The sequence below is a fragment of the Pandoraea nosoerga genome (genome assembly GCF_902459585.1).
In the GTDB taxonomy this organism is placed as follows: Bacteria; Pseudomonadota; Gammaproteobacteria; order Burkholderiales; family Burkholderiaceae; genus Pandoraea; species Pandoraea nosoerga.
The window spans coordinates 230386-250459 of the sequence record NZ_CABPSC010000005.1 but is presented as its reverse complement, the minus strand read 5'-3'; the positions used below and the strand labels follow the sequence as shown (position 1 = coordinate 250459).

17 protein-coding genes are annotated in these 20074 nt (G+C 68.6%); 7 read left to right on the top strand and 10 right to left on the bottom strand.

Features of this window, described 5'->3' with window-relative positions:
- Positions 1-324: 324 nt before the first annotated feature.
- Positions 325-1251, bottom strand: coding sequence for a LysR family transcriptional regulator (locus tag PNO31109_RS09420; RefSeq protein WP_150555337.1), 927 nt, complete (start codon positions 1249-1251; stop codon positions 325-327).
- A gap of 290 nt (positions 1252-1541) precedes the next feature.
- Here PNO31109_RS09420 and PNO31109_RS09415 point away from each other — a divergent pair, with 290 nt between their 5' ends.
- The 3 genes from PNO31109_RS09415 to PNO31109_RS09405 all read left to right on the top strand — a co-directional run bounded on the left by PNO31109_RS09415 (position 1542) and on the right by PNO31109_RS09405 (position 5518).
- Positions 1542-2870 carry an MFS transporter gene (locus PNO31109_RS09415; RefSeq protein ID WP_150555336.1) on the top strand — a complete coding sequence of 443 codons (1329 nt, stop codon included), beginning with the start codon at positions 1542-1544 and terminating at the stop codon, positions 2868-2870.
- A gap of 171 nt (positions 2871-3041) precedes the next feature.
- The gene (locus PNO31109_RS09410; protein ID WP_150555335.1) at positions 3042-3857 is read left to right on the top strand and encodes a substrate-binding domain-containing protein; all 816 of its coding nucleotides are present in this window, start codon (positions 3042-3044) and stop codon (positions 3855-3857) included.
- Positions 3858-3988: 131 nt separating this feature from the next.
- Positions 3989-5518: an amidase gene (locus PNO31109_RS09405; protein WP_150555334.1), complete on the top strand. Its 1530-nt coding sequence runs from the start codon at positions 3989-3991 to the stop codon at positions 5516-5518.
- 55 nt (positions 5519-5573) lie between these two features.
- Here the strand turns inward: PNO31109_RS09405 and PNO31109_RS09400 are convergent, their stop codons facing one another.
- The 8 genes from PNO31109_RS09400 to PNO31109_RS09365 all read right to left on the bottom strand — a co-directional run bounded on the left by PNO31109_RS09400 (position 5574) and on the right by PNO31109_RS09365 (position 13566).
- Positions 5574-5816 (bottom strand): DUF3820 family protein, encoded by a 243-nt coding sequence (locus tag PNO31109_RS09400; RefSeq protein WP_150555333.1) that lies wholly within the window; start codon positions 5814-5816, stop codon positions 5574-5576.
- A gap of 191 nt (positions 5817-6007) precedes the next feature.
- Positions 6008-6976 (bottom strand): ABC transporter substrate-binding protein, encoded by a 969-nt coding sequence (locus tag PNO31109_RS09395; protein WP_150555332.1) that lies wholly within the window; start codon positions 6974-6976, stop codon positions 6008-6010.
- A gap of 66 nt (positions 6977-7042) precedes the next feature.
- Entirely contained in the window at positions 7043-8332 is a 1290-nt protein-coding gene (locus PNO31109_RS09390) for a c-type cytochrome (RefSeq protein ID WP_150555331.1), read from the bottom strand.
- 90 nt (positions 8333-8422) lie between these two features.
- Positions 8423-9316, bottom strand: coding sequence for an ABC transporter ATP-binding protein (locus PNO31109_RS09385; RefSeq protein WP_150555330.1), 894 nt, complete (start codon positions 9314-9316; stop codon positions 8423-8425).
- The gene (locus PNO31109_RS09380) at positions 9310-10440 is read right to left on the bottom strand and encodes an ABC transporter permease (RefSeq protein ID WP_241014200.1); all 1131 of its coding nucleotides are present in this window, start codon (positions 10438-10440) and stop codon (positions 9310-9312) included. The genes PNO31109_RS09385 and PNO31109_RS09380 overlap by 7 nt, the downstream gene beginning before the upstream one ends.
- A 7-nt stretch (positions 10441-10447) precedes the next feature.
- Positions 10448-11503 carry an ABC transporter substrate-binding protein gene (locus tag PNO31109_RS09375; protein ID WP_370750015.1) on the bottom strand — a complete coding sequence of 352 codons (1056 nt, stop codon included), beginning with the start codon at positions 11501-11503 and terminating at the stop codon, positions 10448-10450.
- Between the two features lie 43 nt (positions 11504-11546).
- Positions 11547-12434 (bottom strand): class II aldolase/adducin family protein, encoded by an 888-nt coding sequence (locus tag PNO31109_RS09370; protein ID WP_150555329.1) that lies wholly within the window; start codon positions 12432-12434, stop codon positions 11547-11549.
- Between the two features lie 34 nt (positions 12435-12468).
- Positions 12469-13566 (bottom strand): LLM class flavin-dependent oxidoreductase, encoded by a 1098-nt coding sequence (locus PNO31109_RS09365; RefSeq protein ID WP_150555328.1) that lies wholly within the window; start codon positions 13564-13566, stop codon positions 12469-12471.
- Positions 13567-13816: 250 nt separating this feature from the next.
- On the opposite strand from PNO31109_RS09365, the gene PNO31109_RS09360 reads away from it, so the two are divergent.
- The 4 genes from PNO31109_RS09360 (at position 13817) to PNO31109_RS09345 (ending at position 18807) form a co-directional block, all read left to right on the top strand.
- Entirely contained in the window at positions 13817-15037 is a 1221-nt protein-coding gene (locus tag PNO31109_RS09360; protein WP_150555357.1) for an acyl-CoA dehydrogenase family protein, read from the top strand.
- Positions 15034-15702, top strand: a complete 669-nt coding sequence (locus tag PNO31109_RS09355; RefSeq protein ID WP_150555327.1) for a cysteine dioxygenase family protein — start codon at positions 15034-15036, stop codon at positions 15700-15702. Before PNO31109_RS09360 ends, PNO31109_RS09355 begins: the two co-directional genes overlap by 4 nt.
- A 230-nt stretch (positions 15703-15932) precedes the next feature.
- Positions 15933-17528, top strand: coding sequence for a rhodanese-related sulfurtransferase (locus PNO31109_RS09350; protein ID WP_244958153.1), 1596 nt, complete (start codon positions 15933-15935; stop codon positions 17526-17528).
- A gap of 148 nt (positions 17529-17676) precedes the next feature.
- Positions 17677-18807 (top strand): glycosyltransferase family 9 protein, encoded by a 1131-nt coding sequence (locus PNO31109_RS09345; protein ID WP_150555325.1) that lies wholly within the window; start codon positions 17677-17679, stop codon positions 18805-18807.
- 43 nt (positions 18808-18850) lie between these two features.
- On the opposite strand, the gene PNO31109_RS09340 is transcribed toward PNO31109_RS09345, so the two are convergent.
- Positions 18851-20011 carry an iron-containing alcohol dehydrogenase gene (locus PNO31109_RS09340; protein WP_150555324.1) on the bottom strand — a complete coding sequence of 387 codons (1161 nt, stop codon included), beginning with the start codon at positions 20009-20011 and terminating at the stop codon, positions 18851-18853.
- Positions 20012-20074: the final 63 nt, after the last annotated feature.

Genomic DNA, 20074 nt, shown 5'->3' with positions numbered 1-20074 from the left:
CGGCGCCACCCACCACTGCGCCGGTGCTGCCGCCGAGCGCACCGCCGACGGCCGCGCCCGCGACGCCGCCCAGCGCGCCGCCAAGGGCATTGTTCATATCACTGGCCGAGGCCGTCAGGGAGGTGGCTGCTGCCAGCGTGGCAACCGCCACGATCGGGAAAATTCGCTTGAGCATGAGGCTTGGGTAAGAGTCGTTGTGATGCGAGTCGTTGTGATGCGCTGCAAAGTATAAAGACGCCCCGCACGCGCGCCGTCCGGCCAATGTTGCGGCTTTCGTAAGACGGGTAACAAAGTGTTACCGGGCGTGCAATCGTGCCCACCCGGTTATAGCGCTTCGGCGCCTGCGCGCCGCCGTCCCGGCGCCTTCATTTCGGCCACGTAACGATAGAGCTGCGCCGCCGCAGGCGAGAGCGCACGCGCCTTGCTGCGGATCATGCCCACGCGTCGCGTGACCACCGGGTCGACCAACGGCACGCTCGTGAGCAGCGGGTGATCGCGGCCGGGCATGGCCATCGTGGGAACGGCCGCCACGCCGAGGCCGGCTTCCACGAGCCCGAGCATGGTGGTGACATGCCGGGTTTCGCAGATGCTCGGCGGGCGCTGCGGTAGGCCGGTGAGCGCCTGATCGAGCAACAGCCGGTTGCCCGAGACCTTGCCCACCGTGATGTAGTCGTATTCGTACAGCTCGCGCCACGTCACGCGCTTCTTGCCGGCGAGCGGATGGTCGCGCCGGCACGCCGCCACGTATCGCTCCTGGAGCAGCAGCTTGAATTCGACGTTCGGCTCCTGACTGCCGATGAAGTTGAGCCCGAAATCCGCCTCGCCGTTGACGACCGCCGCAAGCACCTCGTTCGCGCTCGCATCGAGCACCGAGATGCGGATGCGCGGAAACGCCCGGTGATAACGCGAAATGACCTGCGGCATGAAGTAATAGGCTGCCGACGGCACGCAGGCGATGGTCACGTGCCCGAGGCTCGACGACGCCACGTCCCGAATGCCGAGCAACGCATTGTCGAGGTCGTCGAGAATGCGCTCGGCGTCGCGCGCGAACGCCCGTCCGACGTTGGTCAGCGCCACGCGCCGGGTGCTGCGCTCGAAGAGCTTCACGCCGAGCGCATCCTCCAGCTTGTCGATGCGCCGCGAGAGCGCCGGCTGCGAGATATGGATGGATTCGGCCGCGCGGCGAAAGCTCGCGAGCTGCGCGACCGCGCGAAAGGCCTGCAAATCGTTCAGATCGAAGTTGATCGCCATGACACAAGGAATCCGGGAGGAAACGGGCGCGCGACGCCGGGGTGCGGCGATTGTAGCGTTACCGCTCGGCAGACGCATCATCATCCCACGATTGATAGCATGGATGCATCAATGTTTCCAAAACTTGCAATTCACAAGCGGGGAACTTCCAGCGCAACATTGGCGGCTTCAAAAAGCGTCCATGGCGGGGCAACACGCCTCATGGGGCAACACGCCCCATGGCAGAGATGCAGTGCGACGATTCACTGGCGGCTCGATCCCCCGGGCCGCAGGCAACACGGAGACAGCGCATGTCACAGCGCCCCCAAGACGCGGTTTCGCGTCGCCCATCGAAAGCCGGCGCCGTCCTGCGCGTGACGGCCGGCAACTTCCTCGAGCAGTTCGACTTCTTCCTCTTCGGCTTCTACGCCACGCAGATCTCGCGCGTCTTCTTCCCGACCGACAGCGAGTTCGCGTCCCTCATGCTGACGTTCGCCGTGTTCGGCGCGGGCTTCCTGATGCGACCGCTGGGCGCCATCGTGCTCGGCGCCTACATCGACAAGGTGGGCCGCCGCAAGGGCCTGGTCACCACGCTGGGCATCATGGCGAGCGGCACGATCCTCATTGCGTTCGTGCCGGGCTACGAGGTCATCGGTCTCGCCGCGCCGGTGCTCGTGCTGATCGGCCGGCTGCTGCAGGGCTTTTCGGCCGGCGCGGAACTCGGCGGCGTGTCGGTCTATCTGGCCGAAATCGCCACGCCGGGCCGCAAGGGCTTCTACACGAGCTGGCAATCGGCGAGCCAGCAGGTCGCCATCGTGGTCTCGGCCGCGCTCGGCTACGCACTCTCGCTTTCCCTCACCGCGCAGCAGATCGGTGCGTGGGGCTGGCGTCTGCCCTTCCTCGTGGGCTGCCTGATCGTGCCGGTGATCTTCGCGCTGCGTCGCTCGCTGCAGGAAAGCGACGAGTTCAGGCAGCGCAAGCGCCACCCGGCGCTCGGCGAAGTCTTTCGTTCGATGGCCGCCAACGCCGGCGTCGTGATCGGCGGCGCGCTGCTCGTGGCGCTGACCACCACGGCGTTCTACCTGATCACCGTCTATGCGCCGACGTTCGGCAAGAGCGTGCTGCATCTGAGCAGCACCGATGCACTGCTCGTCACGCTGTGCGTCGGGGTGTCGAACTTCATCTGGCTGCCGATCGGCGGCTCGCTGTCGGACCGCATCGGCCGCCGTCCGGTATTGCTGCTGTTCGCGGGCCTCACGCTGGTGACGGCCTACCCGGTGCTGTCGTTCCTCGTGCAGGCGCCGAGCTTCGCGCGCATGCTCCTCGTGCTGCTGTGGCTCTCGTTCCTGTACGGCATGTACAACGGGGCAATGATTCCGGCGCTCACCGAGGTCATGCCGCAGGACGTGCGTGTGGCCGGCTTCTCGCTCGCCTATAGCCTGGCGACGGCCATCTTCGGCGGGTTCACGCCGGCGCTCTCGACGTACCTCATTCACGCAACGGGCGACAAGGCGGCGCCGGGCTACTGGATGAGCTTCGCCGCACTGTGCGCGATCTGCGCCACGCTCGCGCTCTACCGTGGCCGCACCGGCGGGCAGGGCCGCCGAGCCGATGCCGACGGGCTTCGCGCGGCGGGCTGACGCGCGAGTTGGCCTCGGAAGGCGCGGCATGCATGGATCGACCGTCGCGTCTTCTGTGTCCTGCGTTGCCCCGGGCCGCTGCCTTGCGCGGCCGTATGCCGTATGCCTTGTGTCATAACGCCGCGGCGGCATGTCCGTGGCTTCACAACAACATCACTGACGAGACACCCCATGAAAGCCATTCCCGCTTTGGCACGCGCGCGTGCCCCCCGACGCCTGCTTGCCGCCTTCGGTGCGGGCATCCTCGCGAGCGCGCTGCTCGGCGCCGCCTCCGCACAGGCGGAAGACCTGCACGTGATGAACTCCGGCGGTTTCACCGCCGCGTACAAGCGGCTGCTGCCGAAATTCGAGGCCGCGAGCGGTGATCACGTCGATACGGCGTGGGGGCCGTCGATGGGCAAGGCGCCCGAGGCGATCCCGAACCGTCTGGCACGGGGAGAATCCGCCGACGCGGTCATCATGGTCGGCTACGCGCTCGATGATCTGATCAAGGCGGGCAAGGTGCGCGCGGACTCGCGCGTCGATCTGGCGGACTCGCGCATCGGCGTGGTCGTGAGGGCCGGCGAACCGGTGCCCGACGTGAGCACGCCGGAGAAGCTCAAGGCGGCGCTCCTTGCGGCCGGATCGGTCGCCTATTCGGACAGTGCGAGCGGCGTGTACGTCGAGCGCGAACTGTTCCGCAAGCTGGGCATCGCCGAGCAGATGCGAGGCAAGGCCGTGATGGTGCAGAAGACCCCGGTCGCCGAGAAGGTGGCGGCCGGCGATTACGCGCTGGGCCTGCAACAGGTGAGCGAGCTGCTGCCGGTCAAGGGGGTGGCGTTCGCGGGCAAGATCCCCGAGTCGCTGCAGTCGGTCACGCGCTTTGCGGGCGGGGTGCCGGTCAACGCCCGGCATCCCGAAGCAGCGAGGAAGATGTTGATGTACATGGCCGCGCCTGCCGCCGCGCAGGATGTCGAAGCCACCGGGCTGGACGCGCTGTCGCACTGATTGGCGCCGCGGCTTTGCGCTGCCGGGGGGAAAATTCAATTATCCCTCGGCAGTGCCGGCGGGTTTGACCGACAATGGCGTCAGACAACGGCGTCGCCCACGCGCGGCGCCCCCGCCAAGGAGAGAGACACATGGCCGTCGCGCCGTCCCCGGCCGCGCAATCGAGCGCGGCCTGCCCATCGCCCGCCGCCAACGCCGCGCACGCGTTGCCGAACTCGCTCGACGACATCGTCGCGCTCGACGCCCTTGCGCTGTCCGAGGCGATTCGCACGCGCCGCGTGTCGTGCCGCGAGGTCATGCAGGCCTATCTCGCGCATATTGCGCGATACAACCCCGCCGTCAATGCGATCGTGTCGCTGCGCGACACCGACGTGCTGCTCGCCGAAGCCGACGAGCGCGACCGTCAGCTCGCAAGCGGGCAATACCTGGGCTGGATGCACGGCATGCCGCATGCGGTGAAGGACCTCGCGTCGTGTGCGGGCTTGCCCACCCGCAAGGGCTCGCCGCTCACCTGCGCGGCGGCCGACACGCACGACAGCATCAGCGTCGGGCGCATTCGCGCGGCCGGCGCGGTGTTCGTCGGCAAGACCAACGTGTCCGAGTTCGGTCTGGGCTCGCACAGCTACAACCCTGTCTTCGGCATCACGCGCAACGCCTACGACACCACGCGCTGCGCCGGCGGGAGCAGCGGCGGTGCGGGTAGTGCATTGGCGTTGCGCCTGTTGCCGGTGGCCGACGGCAGCGACATGATGGGCTCGCTGCGCAACCCGGCGGCGTTCGGTAACGTGTACGGTCTGCGGCCGTCGCAGGGGCGCGTGCCGTATGGTCCGGCCCCGGAAGTCTTCGTGCAGCAACTGAGCACCGAGGGGCCAATGGGCCGCACGGTTGCCGACGTCGCGCAACTGCTCGCCACGCAGGCGGGCTATGACGCGCGCAGCCCGCTCTCGATTGCGCAGGGCGGCTCGGATTTCGCGAACGCCTTGCCGCGCGAGGTGAAGGGTCTGCGACTCGGCTGGCTCGGCGACTACGGCGGCCATTTGCCGATGGAAGACGGCGTGATGGCATTGTGCGAGGCGGCGCTGCACGATTTCACGGCGATGGGCTGCGAGGTCGAGCCGTGCCGGCCCGACTTCGCGCCGGACCGGCTCTGGCGCACGTGGCTTACCCTGCGCCACTGGCTCGTGAACGGCTCGCTCGGCGACATGTATGCCGATCCGGCACGGCGCGACAGGCTCAAGCCCGAAGCCCAATGGGAAGTGGCCGGCGGCGAGGCGCTGAGCGCTTCCGACGTGTTCCGCGCGTCGATCGACCGCAGCGAATGGTATCGCGCGCTGGCGCGGCTCTTCGAGCGTTACGACTTTCTGCTCATGCCCGCGGCGCAGGTCTTCCCGTTCGACGCGCAGACGCATTGGCCGGCGTCGGTGGCCGGCAGGCCGATGGACACTTATCACCGCTGGATGGAAGTCGTGATCGGCCCGACGCTGGCCGGCTTGCCGGCGATCAGCGTGCCGGTCGGCTTCGACGCGCGAGGCTTGCCGATGGGGCTGCAGATCATCGGCCCCGCGCAGGCGGACTTTGCGGTCCTCCAACTGGCACACGCCCACGAGCAGCAGACGCAGTGGGTGCGTCGCCGTCTGCCGCCAATGCTCTGCACCGGCTGACGGGGCGCGTTGGATGGCGGGCGGCGCGGATCGACGGATCGCGGCCCGTCGCGGGTCATTTTCGAGGCGCGGCCTGCGCCCGTGCGCGCAGCGGTCGCAGCAGATCGCCCAAGGCGTTGTGGTCGATCTCGTGCATGAGCGCAAGCAGGCGGCCGATGTCGCCCGGGGGAAAGCCCTCGCGCGCGAACCAGCTCAGATAGTTGCCGGGCAGATCGGCGATGAGCGTGCCCTTGTGCTTGCCGAACGGCATGGGCGTGGTCACGAGACGCATCAGGGCGTCGGCGTCGAAATCGAGCATGGTGGGCGGGGGCGGCGGACGTGCCGCGTGGGCAAAGGCGCCACGCTACCACACGATGGCGCTCGCCTTCAGCTCGCCGACGTGTGCGAGACGAGGCATGGCGGCGAACGCCAGCGCCTGCCTGCGCATGGTCGGCATCGGAAATGGTGCCGCGAGCGCCGCTGAAACGCCGCCGGAGGGGACGCGTCGCGTCAGACCCCGATAGGAAATCGCCGGTCGAACGTGGGCTTGACGTCGAGCGGCTGGCGCAGCAACCCCACATGCGAATAGAAGTCGGCGGTGCGTTGCTGCTCGGCCACGAGGGCATCGTCGATGTTGCACCACTTCGTCGCGCGTCGCGAAAACTGCAGCTTGGCCGCCTCGGGTGGAATGCCGATGATGCGCGCCATGGCCGCGGAAAATGCATCCACGTGCTGGTACGACCACGCCTGCGCCCGCACGACGCGCGCGAGAAAGTCGCGCAGGATCTCCGCCTTGGCGGCAACGGCGGCGTCGGTGGCCGCCAGATAGCTCAGCCCGGACCATAGCCCGCGGCCATTGACGAGCACGCGGCCGCGTCCCGTCGTCTGCGCCACGGCGGTGTACGGCTCCCATGTGGCCCACGCATCGACCGACCCGCTCGCCAGCGCGGTGATCGTGTCGGCCGGGGGCAGAAAGCGGAAATTCACGTCAGCCGGCGCGAGACCTGCGGCCGTGATGGCCTTGAGCGTCACGAAATGGCCGATGGAGCCGCGCGTCGTGCCCACGTTCTTGCCCTTGAGGTCGGCGGCGGTGCGCAGCGTGGCGTCAGGCCGCACGATGACGGCCGTCCCGTATGCGTCCGAGCGGTTCGCCCCGATGATCTTGATCGCCGCGCCGGCCGACAGCGCGAAGATCACCGGCGCGTCGCCGATCGGTCCGCAATCGACCGCTCCGGCGTTGAGCGCTTCGGCCAGCGGCGCGGCGGCCGGGAACTCGGTCCACTGGATGTCGTAGGGCAGTTGCCGCAGCGCGTCGGCCGCTTCGAGCAGCGCACGCAGGCCGCCCTTCTGGTCGCCGGCCCTGAGCACCGGCCGCCCGGATTGGGCCAGCGCGAGTCCGGGCGCGGCGAGTGCGCTCAGCGCACCGGTTGCGCCGCAAGTCGTGACGTACTGAAGGAAGCAGCGTCGGGAAATCGTCATGAGAGAGCCTGTCGGAGTCGGAAAAAATCGGTGAGAAAGCCAGGGAAAGGTCGAGGAAACGGGCGTTCAATGGACGAAACCACCCTTCACGAAACGCACGGGGTCGTTGTCCATCTGGCGCAGCGTGGCGGTGAGGGGATCGGCGCGGCGTGCTTGCGGCGCGTCGCCGCCCGCCGCGTCGGATGGCGGGGCCGTCGTCGTGGTGCACATCAGGCCGCCGCTGGCCCAGCCGCGGCGTCCTGCCGGCGCCAGCGCGCGCAGCCATCCGTCGCGATCGGCCAGCCACTCGGTGCCCGCCAGCGCCGAGGGCGGTTGCCCGGCGATCTGCGCGAAGACGGTCCATGCTTGCGGTGCATCGGCCACGCAATCGGCGCGCTCGCCGAGCAGGCGGGTGACGTTGGCGGCGCGCGCCCCGTTCGCGGTGGCTTTCACGCGCAGCAAACGTGGCGCTGACACGGTGCGGTTCGCGTCGGCCACGGCGGTGACCGTCGCCGTGGGGTCCTGCCGCAACAGCAGCGTGAGGAAGCGCGGATCTTCGAATGGCGGCGGATGCGCGGCGTCCACGGCCACGATCCGCACGCGTTGACGGCCGCGCCAGTCGGCGAGCTCGCGCGCCGGCGCGTTGCCGCATTTGACGACGAGCGACGGCAGCGCCAGCGGCACGGGCCAACTGCCGCCCGCCGCCATGCCCGCCGACGCGGACAGGACTCGCATGTAGTCGAGCGCGGACCAGATTTCGCGATCGCTCAGGCGCCCCGCGAAGCCTGGCATGGTCACGCCCTGCGCATCGCGCATGCCGTACAACACGTGCCAGAAGAGCTCGCCGTCGGCGCGCCGGCTGAGCAGCGCACTGGCCATGGTCGGCGGCCAGCGGCGCAGCGTGGCGGCCAGCGGCCCCTCGCCGCGCCCGTCGACGCCATGGCAGGCCACGCAGTTCGCCGCATACACGCGCTCCCCGCGCGCGATGCTCTGCACAGTGAAGCCTGTCGGACTGGTGTGAAAGCTCGTCGGCACCGCCGTGCCCAGCCACAGCGAAGGCGACGGCCATGGTGCGATCACGAGCGCAAGCAGGCCTGCGCCCAGCAGCCAGCGCCGGGCGCGTCGCCACGCAAGCGCGAGCAGCAGGCAAACGAGCGCGAACACGAGCGCGGCGAGCATCCATGCGAACTGCCGGGCCAAGGCGACGTCGATGACGAGATTTTCTCCCGCGATGCGAACGCTCCACGGCCACGCGGGCGCACCGTGGGAGGCGTCGGTGAGTCCGAGTGCGTAGAGCGCGTCGAGTCCGAGCGCCTGAATCGATTGCAGGGTGTGCAGCAAGGCGTTGAGCCACCCATGCGTCGGAGGCAATGTCATCGCGTCCGCTCCCAGGACGAACCCGGTGACATGGCACGCCTCGATGGATCCCGCGTGGACCGTGTGCCTGCCGCGACGCACGCCATACGCTCACCAGCTTGCATCGAGCCCCAGATGTCGCAGCGCCTCGTGGCGCAGTTCGGTAATGCGCGCATCGCCGCGATGGCGCGGATACGGCAGATCGACGCGCAATTGCGCGACGATGCGCGCCGGCCGCGGGCTGAACACGATCACGCGCTGTGCGAGGAACAGTGCCTCCTCGACGTCGTGCGTGACGAGCAGCGCGGAGAAGCCGGCGCGCTGCCACAGCTCGACCAGCTCGCTTTGCATGGCCATGCGGGTGAGTGAGTCGAGCTTGCCTAGCGGCTCGTCGAGCACCAGCAGGCGCGGATCGTTGACGAGGGCTCGCGCAAGCGCCACGCGCTGCGCCATGCCCCCGGAGAGCTGATGCGCGAAGGCGTCGGCGAATTCGGACAGCCCGACGCGCGCGAGCGCGGCGTCCACGCGCTGACGCTCCTTCGCGAGCACGCCGCGCGCCTGGAGGCCTAGCGCCACGTTCTCGCGCACGCGGCGCCACGGGTATAGCGTCGGGTCCTGAAACACCACGATGCGCGACGGGTCGGGACGCGTGATGGCGGCGCCGTCCTGGGTGATCGTGCCGCGCGTGGCCGTCTCGAGACCGGCCACGAGGCGCAGCAGCGTGGACTTGCCGCAGCCGCTGGGACCGAGCAGTGCGACGAATTCGCCGGGCGCGACGCTCAGGTCCACGCCGTCGAGCACCTGCAGGGGCGATTGGCGCGTGCCGAACCAGTGGCTCACCCCGCGAATGTCGATCCGTGCGCCGCTGTCGCTGGCGCTGGCGAGGGCGCCGACACTGGCGCATCCGGCATCGACGTACCCATCGACGTACCCTTCGCCGCCGGGCGCCACCGCGTGCGGCGTGGCGGCTTCGCGCGAAACCTTGGACGTAGCGGGACTTACCATTTCACGGTTCCTTTCTGCCAGGCGAGCGCGCGATCGCGAACGGTGAAGAGCAGGGTGATGACGCCCGAAAAGAGCAGGGCCATGACGATCAGCGCGGCGTACATGTTCACGTAGGAAGCCCAGCCTTGCGCCCACGTGAGGTACCAGCCCAGGCCCGACTTCACCCCCATCATCTCGGCCGTGACGAGCACCGAGAACGACGCGCCCAGGCCCATGAACAGGCCGACGAAGACGTTGGGCAACGCCGCGGGGATCGCGACGCGAAACACGAGAAACGCATCGGACGCGCCAAGCGTGCGCGCTACGTCGTAGTAGCTCTTGTTCACGCCGGCGACGCCCGACCACGTGAGCACCGCCACCGGGAATGCCGTCGACAGGGCGATCAGAAACGCGGCGGCCGAGTAGCTCGACGGGAAGAAGTAGAACGTGAGCGGCAGCAGCGCGGTGGCCGGCACCGGCCCGAGCACGCGCAGCACCGGATGCACCCAGTAGCCGATGGCGCGCGACCAGCCGATCGACACCCCGATCAGAAAGCCCGCGATGGCGCCGAGTCCGAAGCCGATGCCGAGCAGCCTGAGCGTGTTGACGGCGCTGTCGCCAAGCCGCCGCCAGTCGTCGGTGTAGACCTCGATGAGCGCCTGCGGCGGGGCGAAAAACGGCGTGGGCAGCGTGCCGGTCTTGGCCGTGAGAATCTCCCAGGCGGCCAGCCCCAGCGCGATGGCGACGAGCCACGGACCCGCCCCGGTGAGCGCTTCGCGCGCGCGCAGCAGCGGCGGCGTGGCGCGTGCGGCAACCGACACAACGGCGAGTGCCGCGGCGACGACCAGCGCCACGGCGCCTAACTCGTCGGTAAAGGCCCAGTCCGAGAAGCCGACGACCTTGTTGGGCCAGCGCAGCGTGAGCGCACCGAGCGCGGCCCACGCCAGCGCGGCGGCGAAGCCCACGCCCCATAGGGGTGCGGTGCGCGGTGCGGCGAATAGCTGGTCGATGTCGATCTCGTCCAGGCGCGGCGCCGCCGCGGCCGCGCCCGTGCGCAGCGTCGCGCCGTCGATCTGTTCGGCGAGTTCCAGCGCCGCGGCGGGCGAAGCCCCGCGCAGCGCAGCGTTGTCGAGAATGGCACTCATGGTCGTTTTATCCCAGGACGTTGGCGTAGACGTGTTGCGCCAGTTTCTGCGGATCGGTCGTTTTCTTGAGCACGCCGATGCGGCGGAAATCGTCGGCGAAGAATGCGATCTCGTCGCGCAGGTCCACGCCGGTCGGATGATGGGTGTAGGTGAGGGTCGCGTAGAGCTTGCGCAGATCCTCCGGGCTGATCTTCGGCGAGTACTTGGCGAAGATCTTCGCCGCCTCGTTCGGGTTCTCGTTGACGAAGTCGGTCGCCTGCACGATCGAGCGTGCGAGCGCGCTGGCCGCCGCCCGGTCGTTGCGTACCAGTTCGCCGCGCGCGCCGATCACGCAGCACACCTTGCGCGCGTACTCGCCGGTAAGGTTCGTCGCCAGCTCCACGTAGGCGCCGTTGGTGCGTTTTTCCAGCAGGTACAGGTTCGGGTCGCCGTCGGCGATGGCCTGAATCTCGCCCTTGTCGACGGCGACGCCGAGCAGGTCGGCCGGGTACTGGCGCCACGTGACGTCGCGATCGGCGTCGATGCCATGCTTGGAGAGCAGGATCTGGAAGAAGTGCTTGCCGGGCGCGGCGAGGTCCGACACGCCGATGGTCTTGCCCTTGAGCGACGCGAGCGTGCTCACGCCGGCGGCCTTCGCGCCAAGCAGGCGCACGCAGCCGCCGTGCGAGCTGCCAATGATCTTCACGTCGAAGCCGGCTTCGAGCGGCTTGAGCCAGCGGTGGATCATGCCCACGGCGGCGTCGGCCTTGCCCGTGGCGATCGACTCGAGCAACTGATCGGTCGAGCCGCTGTAGTTGATCAGATCGACCTGCAGACCGTTCTTCTCGAAGAACCCACGCTCCTGCGCGGCCACGATCGGCGTGAGGCAGAACGAGTTCTGATTCCACGCGAAAGTGAGCTTGCGCGGTTGCGACCAGGCGCGTCGGCCCAGCAGCAACGCGGGCGCGGCGAGGGCGGCGGCGGCACCCGCGCGCAGCGCCTTGCGGCGCCCGGTGTGAATGTCCTGCGCGCTCGTGCTGCCCGGCGCGATGTGGGACGACTTGGCGGTGTGGCGGAACTTCATGGGTACGACTCCCCTGGATTTTTGATGATGGTGGGACGGCCGTTCAGTCGAGCAGATCGGGCTCGGCCTCGACGAGCCCTTCGTACAGACTCTCGAACGAGTACAACGCGCCCTCGGGCCCGCCGACCTGGCTGTGCGTGTGGCGCGCGGTGGTCTCGTCGATGGGTTGCGGCTTGCCGGCGGCTTCGGCGAGCAACTGCGTGTGCGCGGCGTTCTCCAGCGCGATGTACCACCACGCGGCCGCTTCCACGGTCGGACCCGCGGTGAGAATGCCGTGGTTCTTCAGGATCGCGCCCTTCACGGTGCCGCTGCCGTCGGGCTTGCGCAGCGCGTTCGCGATACGCTGGCCTTCGCTGTCGTCGACCACCATGCCGGTGAAGTCGTCGAACAGCGCGTGATCCTCGAAGAAGCCGCACGAGTCCTGCGTGAGCGGATCGAGCGTGCGGCCCAGCGTGGACCACGCCTTGCCGTAGGTCGAATGCGTGTGCGCCGCGGCCACGAGATGCGGATGCGCTTCGTGGATCGCCGCGTGAATCGCGAAGGCGGCCTTGTTGAGCGGCCTGTCGCCCACGACCGTCTCGCCCTTGCTGTTCACGAGCAGCAGGTCGGAGACCTTGATGCGCGAGAAGTGCACGCCAAGCGGATTGACCCAGAAGTGATCGGTCAGCTCGGGGTCGCGTGCGGTGATGTGTCCGGCGAGACCGAGGTCGAAGCCGTGGCGCGCGAAGATGCGAAAGGCGGCGGCCAGACGCGTCTGGCGGTGGCGGCGCTCGGCGATCACGTCGGTGCGCACCGGCGGCGGGTCGAACCAGAAGCGTTGCTGCGGCGCGGCGTTGAGCACGAGCCCGCTCGGCGTGGTGCGCGTCGGCTGCGGCGCGCTCGGGGCGCTCGCGGTGGGCGTTTGCGTGTCGATGGGCAGTACGGCGGCCATGTCGGATTCTCCTGGGAAGCGAAGGGGCCGGGACTTATGCGGCGCGGCGCGCCGCGGCGTTCTGGCGATCGCGCTCGGCGACCAGCGCACGCACGCGCGGGATCAGCTCGCGACCGTAGTCGATTGCGTCGCCCAGCGGATCGAAGCCGCGGATGAGGAACGTGCTCACGCCGAGGTCGTAGTAGTCGAGCAGGGCGTCGGCAACCTGTTCGGGCGTGCCGACGAGCGCCGTCGAGTTCGATCGTCCGCCGATGAGCTTGGCGATCTCCGTCCACAGCACCTTGTCCAGACGCGCGCCCTTGTCGGCGGCGGCGAGCAGGCGGCGCGCGCCTTCGCTCTGCAGGGCCGAGCCTTGCGGCAGCCCGGCGGCTTCGCGAATGGCCTTCGCCTGCGCGAGGATCTGGTCGGCGCGCGCCCAGGCCTTTTCCTCGGTCTCGGCGAGGATCGGGCGGAACGACACCGAGAAGCGCGGCGCGCGGCCGTGCACGGCGGCCGCGGCGCGCACGCGCGTCGTGAGTTCGCGCACCTGGTCGAGTGACTCACCCCACAGCGCGTAGATATCGGCATGCTTGCCCGCGACTTCGAGCGCGGCTTGCGACGCGCCGCCGAAGAAGATCGGCACGTGCGGCTGCTGCACCGGCTTGACCTCCGAGAAGCCCTGCTTGAATCGGTAGTACTTGCCGTCGTGATCGAACGGCTCGTCCTCGGTCCAGATGCGACGCAGGATGCCGAGGTATTCGTCGGTGCGCGCGTAGCGCTCGTCGTGCGAGAGAAAATCGCCGTCGCGTGCCTGTTCGGCGTCGGAGCCGCCAGAGATGAAGTGCACGCCCAGACGCCCGCCGCTGAATTGATCGAGGGTCGCGATCTGGCGCGCGGCCAGCGTCGGCGCGACGAAGCCGGGACGGTGGGCGAGCATGAAGTGGATGTTCTCGGTCACGGTCGACGCATAGGCGATCGTGAGCGTGGCCGACGGGCTCGTGGAGTGGTGCGGCACGAGAATGCGGTCGAAACCGGACTGCTCGTGAGCGCGGGCGAAGTTGCGAACGTAGTCGCGGTCGACGACCGGACCTTTCTGCGGATGTATTTCGGACTGCTTGCTGCTCTGGATCATGCCGATGATCTCGACGCTCATGAACGCTCTCCTTGATGTGGGATAAGGGACGCGTGCACGGCGACGTGGGTCGGTTTGCGCTACACGCCCATCGATCGGAACAGACGGTGAACGGGAGTGAGCCTACGCAAACAATCTTCGGCCGTTAAATAATCATTTTCGCAAAGATTATTCGATATGGATGGTTGGGCGAACGCGCGCCGCACCTTACGCTATGAACGTTGCGAAATCCGGCGCATTGCGCCTGGCGCGTATTTGCTTATTCCCGATCATGTGTCCTCCCGACCCGCTCAACCCGCTCGACGCCTTGCTCGCGCCCATCACTCGAGCGCTCGCCGAAGGCGCGGCGGCGCTCGATCGCGACGCGCGCTTCCCGTTCGAGAATTTCGCGTTGCTGCATCGCCACGGCCTGATCGCCGAAGTGGTGCCGCGAGCGTTCGGTGGCGGCGGGGCCGGGCTGGCGACTGCGCGGCGTATCGTCGCGGCCGTGGCGGCCGGCGAGTCGGCAACGGCCCTCGTGCTCACGATGACGTACCTGCAGCACCGCTCGCTCGCGCGCGAGGGCACCCGCTGGCCCGAGGCGCAGCGGCGCGAGGTGTTCGAGAGCGCCGTGCGCGACGGAGCGCTCATCAATGCCCTGCGCGTGGAGCCCGAGCTGGGCACCCCCGCGCGCGGCGGCTTGCCGTCGACCGTGGCGCGGCGCACGGCGTCGGGCTGGCGACTGTCCGGGCGCAAGCTCTACTGCACGGGCATTCCGGCGCTGCGCTGGCTGTCCGTGTGGGCGCGCACCGACGAGCCGGAGCCGCGCGTCGGCGTGTTCCTGGTGCCGCGGCCGGACGGTTCGCGCGAAAGACCGGATCGCCCCGGCATTCGCGTCGTGCCGAACTGGGACCATCTGGGGCTGCGTGCGTCGGGCAGTCACGAAGTGATTCTCGAGGACATCGACCTGCCGTTCGGCAATGCCGTGGACATCCGCCCGCTGCACGAGTGGGCGCCCGCCGGCACCGGCCAGCGCGACAACGATGCGCACATCGAGCAACAGGCGTGGATGAGCGTGCTGCTCGGCACGCTTTATGACGCCGTGGCGCGCGCCGGCCTCGATTGGCTCGTCGCGTTTCTCAACACACGGGTGCCCGGCAATCTCGGCGCGCCACTGGCGAGCGTGGCGCGCGTGCAGGAGACGGTGGGCGAGATCGCCACGCTGCTGCACGTCAATCAGCGCCTGCTCGACGCCGCTGCCGCCGCAGCCGATGCGGGCCAGCCCGATGACGACATCGCCAGCGGCGCGCTCAAGTTCACCGTCACGGGCAATGCCATTCGGGCGCTCGAACTGGCGTTGCAGCTCTCCGGCAATCACGGCCTGTCGCGCCACAATCCGCTCGAGCGCCACCATCGCGACGTGCTGTGCAGCCGCATCCACACGCCGCAGAACGACACCATTCTGGGCGCGGCCGGCCGGCGCGCGCTCGCTGCTTTTCAGGAATCCGTATGACCGTTGGCATCACCGCAGCACCGTGCGACGTGGCATCCGCCACGGCCCGGCATGACCTGTCCAGGCGCGATTACGATGCGCTCGATCCGTTGCGCACCTTCGTCGCCGCGTTTTCGCGGCTGCTGGAGCGCCGTCCGCACGAGAGCACGCTGCTCGAAGAAGGCGCGGGACTGCTTGCCCAGCTCGTCGCGCGCGACGACTGGCTGCCGGCGCCCTTCGCACAGGCCCATCCCGAGCATTACCAGCAATATCTGCTGCATTGCGACTCGGCGCAGCGCTTTTGTATCGTGAGCTTCGTGTGGGGGCCGGGACAGCGCACACCGATACACGATCACACCGTGTGGGGGCTGATCGGCATGTTGCGCGGCGCGGAGGACTCCCAGCCTTACGTGCTCGATGCCGGCGGTGTTCCGGTGGTCGCCGGCGAGCCGGTGCGGCTCGCGCCGGGCGATGTGGAGGTGCTTTCGCCTCGCCTGGGTGACATTCACCGTGTGAGCAACGCGTTCGACGATCGCGTGTCCGTGAGCATTCACGTGTACGGCGCGAACATCGGCGCCGTCCATCGCAGCGTGTACTCCGAGACCGGCGAGCGCCACGGCTTCGTCTCCGGCTATGCCAATGCCCATCTGCCCAACCCGTGGGGGTGTGCGGCGCAGCGTGCCTGAGCCCGCATGCGGCTTGCCGCGGCGCACCATGAGGCACTGCGCGTGCGCCGGCCGCTTCTGCCACAATGGCCCTTCGCGCGCGGCCCTCGGTGCATGGCCGATCCGCTTGCGCACGACTTTGCGAACTTTCGAAGTTTCGAATTCAAGGAACCACCGTGTCTTCTCATTCGAACGATGTGCCGTCGCAGACGGCCGACGACGTCCGGCATGCCGAGACGAACTTTTCCGGGGTGACCCTTCCCGAGCTGACCTATCACGACGTGCGCGCCGCATTGCTCGCCGGTGAGGAGATCGCGCTGCTCGACGTGCGCGAGGAAGACCCGTATGCGCAGTCGCATCCGCTGTGGGCGGCAAACCTGCCGCTCTCGCGAGTGGAGATCGAGGCGTGGGCGCGCATTCCGCGCCGCGATACGCGCATTGTCCTCTATGGAGAGTACGGCGGCGAAGACCTCACGCCGCGCGCGGCCGCCGCGTTGCGCAAGCTTGGCTATACCGACGTCAATCGACTCGCGGGCGGCCTGGGCGGCTGGATTGCCGCGGGCGGTGAAGTGTTTCGCGACGTGAACGTACCGAGCAAGGCGTTCGGCGAGTGGGTGGAGGGACTGCGCCATACGCCGTCACTCTCGGCGCAGGAGGTCAAGGCGCTGCTCGACGCCGAGGCGGACGTCGTCGTCGTGGACGCGCGCCGCTTCGACGAATACCAGACCATGAACATTCCCGGCTCGACGAGCGTACCCGGCGCCGAACTGGTGCTGCGCGTGCGCGAACTCGCGCCGGACCCCGCCACGCGTGTGATCGTCAACTGCGCGGGACGCACGCGCAGCATTATCGGCACGCAATCGCTCGTCAATGCCGGCTTGCCGAACCCGGTGGCGGCGCTGCGCAACGGCACCATCGGCTGGACGCTGGCGGGCCAGACGCTCGAGCGCGGCGCCGACCGGCGTCACCCCGCGACCGTGCGCGAGGCCACGCTGGCCGTCGCGCGCGAGGGCGCGCGCGCCGTGGCCGACCGGGCCGGTGTCAGACGTATTGCGCTGGAGGATGTGCCCTCGCTTGGCGTGCCGGGACGCACCGTGTACCGCTTCGACGTGCGCACGCCCGAGGAGTATGCCGCGGGGCATCTGCCCGACTTCGCGAGTGCGCCGGGCGGCCAGCTCGTGCAGGAGACGGATCATCAGGCGCCGGTGCGGGGCGCGTGGATCGTGCTGGCCGACGACGACGGCGTGCGCGCCGACATGACCGGGTCCTGGCTGGCGCAAATGGGGTGGACCGTGTACGTGGTTGAGCCGCATGGTGCCGAAGCGCGCAGCGCGCAGGGTGGATGGCCGCTGCACACGCCAAGCGCGCCCGAGGTGGCCACGGTCGCGCCCGCACTGCTGGCGCGTTGGCTGGAAGAGGCATTGCCCGGGCAGATCGCGGTGCTCGACTTCACGTCGGGCGTGAATTACGTCAAACGTCATATTCCCGGGGCGTGGTTCGTGATTCGCGCGCGCCTTGCCGAGGCGCTGCGCAAGGTGGGACCGGCTCAGCGCTACGTGCTCACCTGCGGCTCGAGTCTGCTCGCGCGCTTCGCCGCGAACGATCTGCGAGCGCTGACCGATGCCGAGATCGTCGTGCTCGAGGGCGGCACGCAGGCCTGGATCAACGCGGGGCTGCCGCTCGAGTCGGGCGAGACGCGTCTGGCCAGCGCGCGCGACGATCGCTATCGCCGGCCATACGAGGGCACGGACAATGCGGCCGAGGCCATGCAGGCGTATCTCGACTGGGAGTTCGGTCTGGTCGAACAGCTTCGCCGCGACGGCACGCACCGTTTTCAGGTGATCTGACGCCACGCCGGCGGGGTGCCGCAGGGGCTGCCCCGCCGGCGGCCGTGCCGGTTGCGGCACGGGCATCCAGCCATGGCATACTCCCGTTCTTCCGGCGTTTGCCGCCCGGCGCGTGCCGGGGCGGCGGCCGACCCGTACCGATTCCACCATGGCACTGCAGCGTTTCATTGCCCGCCGACTGGGCGCCCTTACCGAACCGAGCACCCGCATTCCGTATGCATGGGTGTACCACGAGCCGGACGTATTCCTGCAGCGCACGTCGTCGCTCACCGTTGCGAAGAAGTATCTGCATCGTCGTTTGCGGCTCGCCGTGAGCGGGCAGGCCAGGCGCGAGGTGCGCCATGTCGCGCCGGACGCGCGGGTTTTGTGGATCTATGGCGGCAAGGCGTCGGTGGGCGACGCCGTCATGGATATGTCGGGTCGTGCGCTGTTGCGAGAGCGCCCGGGGCCGGTGGACCTGCTGATCGCGCCGAGCCTGAAGGCCGTGTTCGAGGGCGACGACATCTTCCGTCAGGTGTTCGACGATCCGGCGAGCATCGATGCGGCCGATTACGACGTGATCGTGCTGCAGGAATTCAACTATCCGACGCTGCGGCTCAAGCGCAGGTTTTTCCCGACGCTGCCGTTCGCATGCCTGTTCCGATTCTTCCACGGGCCAGATCGCAACCAGACCCAGTTCAGCCTGGCGGCGGTCAACGACGTTTTCTCGCTCGGTCTGGCGCCCGACGAACTGTTCGCGCGGGCCAAGCCGTATCTTCGCGAGGAGTCGGATCTGCCCGAGGCGATTGCGCGGCAGTTGCCGCAAGGGCCGTTCATCGTGCTCGGCATGGGCGGGGTGGAGCCGCGCCGCACCTATGCGCATTGGCGCGAGTGCCTGCAGGCCTATGACGTGGCCTGCGAGCCCGGCATGCCGACTGGCGTCGTCCTGCTGGGCTCGGGCAATGGCGTTGAAGCGGCGAAGGCGTTGATGGAGGCGAAGTTCGTCCATCTGCAACTGACGTCGTTCACGGGCCAGTTGACGCTGCGCGACGCGAAGCGCGTGATTGCCAATGCGGTGCTTTTCGTGGGGGCCGACGGCGGCCTCATGCACGTGGCCCACACCACGTCAACACCGAGCGTGACGCTGTTCGCGAAGGCCGAACCGCCGTATTTGCGCCTCACGCCGCGTTGCCAGTCAACACCGTTGCAGACGGAGTCCGACGTCAGTGCGGTGGCGCCGGGAGCGTTGGCCGACACCATCGTCGAGACCCTGCGAGGCTTGCCGCTTTCGTCGCGGTAAGGAGCGGGCGGCATCGTCGCGCAGCCCGGCCAGGAGAGCGCCGTCAGAGTGCGGCGCTGTAGATGGCGAAAGCGTCGGCTTGCGTGAGCTCGCGGGGATTGTTGACGAGCAGTCGGGTCTGGCGCATGGCGTCCGACGCCAGGCGGGCGATGTCGTCCTGCGTTATGCCGACTTCGCGCAATGTACGGGGAATGGCGGTGTCGACGATCATCGCTTCGATATGCCGGATGAGCGCGTCCGTTTTCGCTTCGTCGCTGCCGGTAATCTTCGTTGGCAGCACCACGTCGGCGAGTTCGGCGTAGCGCTCGCTCGCGGCGGGCGCGTTGAAGCGCATGACGTGGCAGAGCACGAGGGCGTTCGACAGGCCGTGCGCGACGTGAAAGATGCCGCCGATCGGATAGGCGAGGGCGTGAACGGCAGCCACGGGGGCGTTCGCGAACGATTGACCCGCGAACATCGCACCGAGCAGCATCGCTTCGCGGGCTTCGCGATGGCGGCCGTCGTTGCACGCCGGCAGCAGGTTTCGCGAGAGCAGTTCCAGCGCCTTCATGGCGAGCATGTCCGAGACCGGATTCTTCAGGTGCGCGCTCGTGTAGGCCTCGATGGCATGCACCATCGCGTCGATGCCCGTTGCCGCGGTCGCGGCGCGCGGCAGACCCAGCGTGAGCTCCGCGTCGAGAATCGCGAGGTCCGCAAAGAGTTGCGGCGCGACCACGCCCATTTTCGTCGTCTCGCCTGTCGTCACGATCGACACCGCGGTCACTTCGGAGCCCGTGCCGGCCGTCGTCGGCATCTGCACCAGAGGCAGGCGCGTCCCCGTTACCTTCTTGACGCCATACATGTCCCCAATCGACTGTGTGCCCGGCAGCAGCACGGCGAGCAGTTTCGCGACGTCCATCGACGAGCCGCCCCCCAGCCCGAGCACGATCTGCGCGTCGGCGGCGCGAGCGCGCTCGGCCGCTGCCAGCACCACGTGCTCGGGCGGGTCGGCGATCACGTCGTCGATTACCGAGACCTGCCAGTCATGCCGGGCCAGATCGGCCAGGGCAGGCGCGAGCAGACCGCTCTTGTGCAGGAAGCCGTCCGTTACCACGCACAGACGCCTGCTGGTCGGATACTGCTCGCGAAGCAGCGCGCCCAGCCGGCGGGCGGCACCAAATTCCACGACGACGGTCGGGACCGTCTGGAAACGAAACGGATTCATGATCGTCTTCCTTTGTTCAGGCACTCTCGAAACATCGCCATTCTCGCGCGGTTCGCGCCCCGG